Source organism: Streptosporangium sp. NPDC005286, from assembly GCF_040607515.1.
Lineage (GTDB): Bacteria > Actinomycetota > Actinomycetes > Streptosporangiales > Streptosporangiaceae > Streptosporangium.
The window spans coordinates 1-4,744 of sequence record NZ_JBEXGU010000317.1 but is presented as its reverse complement, the minus strand read 5'-3'; the positions used below and the strand labels follow the sequence as shown (position 1 = coordinate 4,744).

Here is a 4,744-nt window from a genome sequence, read left to right as displayed (position 1 = left end):
GGCGGCTGAACTGAGGTGCTCCAGAGATTACGGATAGACCGCCCGCTAGGGTGGTAACAGTCCGAAGGAGATAGAAACATGTCGAAAGGTTCCAGGCGTAGGTTCAGCCAGGAGTTCAAGGACGAGGCTGTGCGCATGGTCCTCGACGGCCCCCATACGATCGCCGAGGTCGCCAGAGAGTTCGGCGTCCACGACACCACGCTCGGCAATTGGGTGAACACCTACAAGTGAACGCGCGCGGAAGAAGAACCACACTCCCTCAGCGGCCCCGAGCGCGCCCGGCTGCGCGAACTCGAGCGAGAAAACTCCGAACTCCGCGAGAAGCTTTCCTTTCTGAAAAAAGCCGCGGCCTTCTTCGCGGCCGAGAACAATCGGTGACCGCGAAGTTCGAGTTGATCGACGCGGAGAAGGCCAACCATAAGATTGTGAAAATGTGCGACTGGCTGGAGGTGTCCCGCTCTGGGTATTACGAGTGGCGCGACCGGCCCGCCTCGGCGACCGCGCAGCGCCGCGACCTGCTCCAGGACCTGATCGCGGGCATCTTCTACGAGCACGAGGAGGTGTACGGCTACCGGCGCGTCCACGCCGAGTTGCTGCGCCGCGGTGAGCGCTGTTCGGCTGAGCTGGTGCGGGTGCTGATGCGCGAGCTGGGCCTGCTGCCGGCGCAGGTGCGGCCCTTCACGCCGAAGCTCACCGAGCAGGGCGCCTTCCGGGGCATCCCCGACCTGGTCAGACGCGATCTCACCGCCGTCCGGCCCGGTGTCAAGCTGGTGGGCGACATCACGTATATCCCGACCTGGGAGGGGTTTTGCCACCTGGCCACGGTGATCGACTGCTGCAGCAAGGCCGTGGTGGGCTGGGCGATGGCCGATCACTACCGCACCGAGTTGATCACCGAGGCGATCGAGAACGCGGTACAGACCTTCACCATTGAAAAGGACACGATCTTCCACTCCGATAGAGGGTCGACCGGTTGAATCCGCCGTTCTTGGGTTCAACGAGCACCTATGCTTGCTGGCAGGCAGTGTTGCAACGACTCCTTGAACCCAAGAACTACACGTCCGATGAATTTGGCGCCGTGCTGAAGAGGCTGGATATTCGGAGGTCCGTTGGCCGTACCGGCATATGTTACGATAAGGCCATGGCCAAATCGTTCTTTTCAACATTGAAGAACGAGTGGCTGAAACGGTACGTTTTCGCCAGCCGGGCGAAGGTCCGCCGAGCCGTGATTCGTTATATCGAGGGCTTCTGCAATCGGCGCCGACTTCATTCATCTGTTGGTTACCGGGCGCCGTTCGAAGTCCTCGACGAGTACACAGCGCTTCAGCCGGTTGCGTAGTTCGCAGCCGCGGATTCCGCTGTCCGGAATGATCTCAGCCCCTCAGCGGAGGGTGACATGCGTGTCGGTGACAGCGGCCAGGTCCACCAGGCATGCGGGCTGCTCGCGCAGGTACAGGCCATTCAGCGGTTCAACGCCGAGGCCGGACTGTGCTTCGCTCACATCGGCCTCACCGGCGAGCGAGCCTCACTGGTCGTGGAACACCCCGACCATCCGCCGCTGCACCTGAAGGTGGACTACGACCTCCTCCCGAACGTGCTCCCAGCCACCAACTAGCGGTGCGCTCCTGCTCTCGGAAGTGCCGAGCTGGGGTTTCGCCTCTCAGTCGTGCGTGTTCTCGGAGGTCGTGGCCATCTCCGCTTCCAAAAACACGATCTTTTCGGAAGGGGTCCCGGTAGCAATGAAGAAATTTTCAACGAAGTTGCTGCTGACCTGTGGTGATGTGTCTCGCCCCCTGGCCCGAAGCGTGGCCGCTGCTTGCCGCCGGTCCAGTCCGGCCCGTCCTCGCTGCGCTCGTCCGCTCCGGATCGGACAGTCGGCCGCGCACCGGCCGAAGGGCTGTCGGGGGACGAGCCGGGAGGGTGAGGAACGGGTGCCACTCTGGCGACCTCGCGTAATCAACTGTCGCCTATTCGGCTGTGGTTGAGCTCGTGGTCGTCACGGGGAGTGGTCGTCGCCTGGGGCGTAGCGGCTCCAGGGGCTGCCGGCGGCAGTAGCGATGCGGCTGGTCTGCTGGTCGGTGTAGCCGAGCATCCGGGCGATGACCGGTGCCGGTGCCTGAAGAACCAGGTGCCGCAGTGCGGCGGCCCGGCTATTGAGGATGGCAATCTGGTGGGTTCGCAGTCGTCGTTCGATGGCGTCGGTGGTCATGGGCTGGCCGCCGCGGCGGCCCGGGAAGAGCCAGCGGGAGTTCTGATTGGTTGCGGTCGTCAGGTTAAGGCGCTGGTCGAGGTGGTGCAGTAGCAGGGTGGCGAAGGGCTCTGGGACGGGTGTGGGTGGATCCCCGAGGCGGAGGCTGACCTGGCCGTCGTGATGGAGGACATCGTCGATCGTCAGGCGCAGGATCCGAGTCAGAGGCTGGGCATAGAGCAGCACCATGACGGCGGCGGTCCGGATGAGAAGGGGGATCTGTTCGTCGTTGAGGAGACGGCGCAGAGCGGCCAGGCGCTGCTGCTGGCTGATGGGCGCGGGGTTGGTGGTGGGGTGGTGCGGGAGTGCCAGCCGGGGCAGGAGCTTGGTCCGCATGGCCCACCTGAGAAAGGCGTGGGTGAGGCGTCGGGCGGTGTAGGCGCCCGCATACCAGCCGTCGATGTCGCTCTGGCCGCAGGTGGCGAGGGCGCGGCCGTGCTGGTCCAGCCAGCTCAGGAACGCAATGGCCTGCAGGATCTCGCCTCGGGCCTGCTGGGTTTGCTTCTCGGTGATCGGTTTCTTTTCGGCGAACTGCCGGAGCCGGTGGAGGCAGTGCCAGGTGGCGAATCTGGCCACCAGCTGCCGGCGATCGGGTTCGGTGATCTGTTTGAGGGTGTCGCGCAGCCACCGCTGGAACAGCATCAGGTGCCGGTCTGCGGGCGGGAGGACGCCGTGCAGCATCAGAAAGTCACGCAGGTAGGCGACCGAACGCCAGGGAGACATCTCGTCGAGCGTCTCGTGTGTGAGGGGTGTGGCCGGGTCGGCCAGGGTGTGGAGCATCTGATGAACATGGGAATGGCGGATCCACTGGATGCCCGCTCGCGGGTTGCCCATCGCGCGAAAGCCGTCGAAGAAGGGCAGCAGTTCGGCCCGGATACTGCCGTCTCCGCTGTTCAGGACGGCTTCCAGGTCTTGGGTCAAGGCGCACTGGCCGCAGAGACCACGCCGATATCTGCGCCCTTCCTTCCCGCAGATGTCGCAGGTCAGGCCAGGTCTGCTCACTCCTCGGGCCGGAGGCGGGCGCGCTTGGGCCGCCGGGCGTTGAGGTTGACCGGCCCATCGTCGGTCGCGGTCTTGCGGACGATGGCGTTCTCGGCTTTGGTGGCGATCAAGTCGGTCGGGGTGCAGGTGAAGATGTCGCAGAGCGCGGCGAGAACGGGAAGTGAGAGGCGCTCCGGGACGCCGGTGGCCAGCCTGTGAACCTGGGAGACCGACAGGTCGATGCCGCGCTCGACCAGCAGTGGGACGAGATCGCTGATGGTGAACATGCCGTGGGCTGCCATGACCTCGCGCAGCCGCCATTGGTAGCTGACCTGGCGTTTCATCGTGTCTTCCTTCTGGGCGGTTCGAGAGCGGCAGCCAGGGTCTCATCCAAGGCTCGGCGCAGGGTGCGGGTGCGGAAGTCGGAGGAGACGCAGGTGTAGAGAGACGTGGTGCTGGCGTGCTCGTGACCGCACTGGAACTGGACGAACATCGGATCGCGGCCCGCCTCGATGAGGTGGGTGACATAGGAACGGCGCAACCCATGGAAGTCCAGGCCAGGATCCAGGCCAAGGGCATCGCGGTAGGCGGCGAAGCGGGAGTTGATCCGTTGCAGCCCGATCCGGCTGCCGCGTTCGGACGGCCACAAAGCTGTCGTGCCGGGGGCCGCCAGCAAAGGCCTGAACTCGGTGATCCACTCCTCCAAAATCTCTGCGGTCCAGGTCCAGACCGTCACCACGCTGCGCCGTTTGGGCGGCGACCCCTTCTTGGCCTTGCCATAGCGGACGTGGAGCAGGCCATAGTCGCCGAACTCGGGTCCGTGTGGATTGCGGCCGAGATCGGCGACGTCCAGCATCCGGGTCTCGTTGCGCCGCAGGCCGTAGCTGTAGGCGACCTTGAACAAGGTGGCGTCCCGGAAGGCCGGCAGCCAGCCCTTGCGGCCCCGGTCGCGGGCCTTGGTCACCTGCTCGTCGGCGTAGTCGAAGAAGTCCTGCAGCTCATCGATGGTGAAGGCCCGCTTCTCGGGCCGGGACTCGACTTCTTGGACATGGACCGCGGAGTTGCCTTCGTGCACGATCTGGATCGGATGCGTGCCGAAGCGCTCCTGGCAGACCTCTGCCCAGCCGTAGGCCGGATCGATGACGTACTGGCAGAAGGAACGCAGCGCGTCCTGGTAGGAGCGCAGTGTCGAGTGCGCGCAGCCGTGCACCGAGCGCAGGTCACCGAACCATTCGTCGGCGTGCTGGGCCGTCCACTGCCACGGGAATGCCTCGGCATGCCGGAGAAAGGTGCGAAGGCGGCCGGTCCGTTTGTCGATCGTCGAGAGGGCGAGATTTCTGGCCAGCTGCTGATTGCGCCAGCCGTCCACCATCGCTTCGAACACCTGCTCTTGGGGGTGCAGCAACGCCACCCCATCGGCCAGCTGTAGTCGAGCGGCACCCGGAAGCCGGTCGTTCGTCCTCGACACGTTCATCATGACGCGATCTGTGTGCTGCGTTTTCCCGGCGGTGTCGA

General features: G+C 64.9%; 4 protein-coding genes and 1 pseudogene. 2 read left to right on the top strand and 3 right to left on the bottom strand.

From position 1 onward, the window contains the following. The first annotated feature begins 78 nt into the window (after positions 1-78). Both ABZU75_RS45315 and ABZU75_RS45310 read left to right on the top strand, forming a co-directional pair. Positions 79-1,339, top strand: a pseudogene (locus ABZU75_RS45315) (IS3 family transposase). Positions 1,340-1,396: 57 nt separating this feature from the next. Beyond that, a complete protein-coding gene (locus ABZU75_RS45310; protein WP_355569409.1) occupies positions 1,397-1,615 on the top strand; it encodes a hypothetical protein in 219 nt (72 codons plus the stop codon). Between the two features lie 381 nt (positions 1,616-1,996). Here ABZU75_RS45310 and ABZU75_RS45305 read toward each other — a convergent pair whose 3' ends face one another. The 3 genes from ABZU75_RS45305 to ABZU75_RS45295 form a co-directional block, all read right to left on the bottom strand. Then, a complete protein-coding gene (locus ABZU75_RS45305; RefSeq protein WP_355569406.1) occupies positions 1,997-3,169 on the bottom strand; it encodes a hypothetical protein in 1,173 nt (390 codons plus the stop codon). A gap of 77 nt (positions 3,170-3,246) precedes the next feature. Further along, positions 3,247-3,573 carry a helix-turn-helix transcriptional regulator gene (locus tag ABZU75_RS45300; protein WP_355569403.1) on the bottom strand — a complete coding sequence of 109 codons (327 nt, stop codon included), beginning with the start codon at positions 3,571-3,573 and terminating at the stop codon, positions 3,247-3,249. After that, the coding region (locus tag ABZU75_RS45295) for a tyrosine-type recombinase/integrase (protein WP_355569400.1) at positions 3,570-4,744 on the bottom strand (1,175 nt) is incomplete at its 5' end. The genes ABZU75_RS45300 and ABZU75_RS45295, both read right to left, overlap by 4 nt.